Source organism: Mycobacterium sp. E802, from assembly GCF_001666875.1.
Taxonomy (GTDB): Bacteria; Actinomycetota; Actinomycetes; order Mycobacteriales; family Mycobacteriaceae; genus Mycobacterium.
Genome location: NZ_LZJD01000024.1, coordinates 1 through 1,766, shown reverse-complemented (window position 1 = coordinate 1,766; position 1,766 = coordinate 1). Strand labels below are relative to the sequence as shown.

Genomic DNA, 1,766 nt, shown 5'->3' with positions numbered 1-1,766 from the left:
CCTGAGTTTGGACACCTTGGCCGATTTTCGCAGTTGATAGTTGCTTGACCTGCTGTTTTGGGCTGCGCGGTGGGTGTTTTGGGGTACTAATCGGGTAGGTTCGTGCGGTGGCGTACGTGCGGAAGGTACGCACTTCCTCGGGTGCGGTGGCGGTGCAGGTGGCGCGTAAGGACGCTGGCCGGGTGGTGATCCTGGCGCATCTGGGTTCGGCCCATACCGATGCCGAGCTGGGCATTCTCCTCGAGCAGGCCAGGCAGATGGTCATCGGCGGACAGGTTGCACTGGATTTTGAGGTGGCCGCCAGGGCCCAATCGATGACCAGTGTCGCTGATTTTCGCGAGCAGACGTTGATCGCCGAGCAGCCCAGACCTGCAGTCGCGGCCCCCGTGGTGGCGCCGGGGCGCACGGTCGGGACCAGCTCGCGTCTGCTCTACGACCTGCTTGGCCACGTCTACGACTGGCTGGGCTTCGATGCCGTCGGTGATGGCGTGTTCCGGGATCTGGTGATCGCTCGGATCGTCGAGCCGACCAGCAAGCTCGACGCCTCGCGTGTACTGGCGGATCTCGGCGCAGAACTGGTGTCCTACAAGACCATCGACCGCCATGTCCGCAAGATCCACACCGGCGGTCACCGCGATGTGATCGCCGAGAAATGCTTCGCCTACGCCACCGACTGCGGTGGGTTGTCGCTCATTTTGTACGACGTCACGACCCTGTATTTCGAAGCCGAATCCGAAGATGCGCTGCGCAAGGTCGGCTACTCCAAGGAACGCAGGGTCGATCCTCAGATCGTTGTCGGTCTGTTGGTGGATCGCACCGGATTCCCTTTAGAAATCGGCTGTTTCGAAGGCAACACCGCTGAGACCACCACAATCGTGCCGATCATCACCAGCTTCCTGGCCCGCCACAACCTTGAGGGCACGCCGATGGTGGTGGCAGCCGATGCCGGCATGCTCTCGCAGAGCAACCTCGCCGCCCTCGATGAGGTGAAGCTGTCGTTTATCGTCGGCTCCCGCGTCACGAAGGCGCCTGGCGATCTCGAATCCCACTTCCATTGGAACGGTGATGTTTTCACCGACGGACAGATCATCGACACCGTCACGCCGCGGCACGGCAACACACGTGTCAACAACACCAAGTTGCGTGCTGAGCCGGTCTGGGACCCCGAGCGCGACACCGGGGCGTGGCGGGCGATCTGGTCGTACTCGGCCAAACGAGCACGGCGCGACCAGAAAACACTCGCGGCTCAGGAAGCCCGGGCACGCGCGATCGTGGCCGGCGAGAAGAACGCCAAGACAGCACGATTCGTCAAGACCAGAGGCGACGACCGCGCCCTCGACGAAGCCAGCCTGACCCGTGCGCAATCCCTGGTCGGACTCAAGGGCTACGTGACCAACGTGCCCGTCACCGTGATGCCGGCCGCTGAGATCATCGCGAAGTACCACGACCTCTGGCACGTGGAGAAGTCGTTTCGGATGTCCAAGACCGACCTCGATGCACGGCCCATGTTCAACCGCAAGCATGATGCCATCGAGGCGCACCTGACAATCGTGTTCGCCGCGCTGGCGGTCTCTCATGCCATCCAGTCGCGCACCGGACTGTCCATCGCCAAGGTCGTCAAGCAACTGCGCCCGCTGCGCTCGGCGACCATCGTCATCAACGGCGCCACGCAGACCTTCCCGCCGGAGATCCCCGACGCCGAGAGCAAGATCCTCACCGATCTAGGCTTCAGCCCTGGGTACTAAGCGAAATGTCCAAACTCAGGA

General features: G+C 62.6%; 1 protein-coding gene. It reads left to right on the top strand.

Annotated elements, in window-relative coordinates; translation table 11 throughout:
• Positions 1-107: 107 nt before the first annotated feature.
• Complete coding sequence (locus tag A5699_RS03750) at positions 108-1,745, top strand: IS1634 family transposase (protein WP_067765581.1); 1,638 nt, start codon at positions 108-110, stop codon at positions 1,743-1,745.
• Positions 1,746-1,766: the final 21 nt, after the last annotated feature.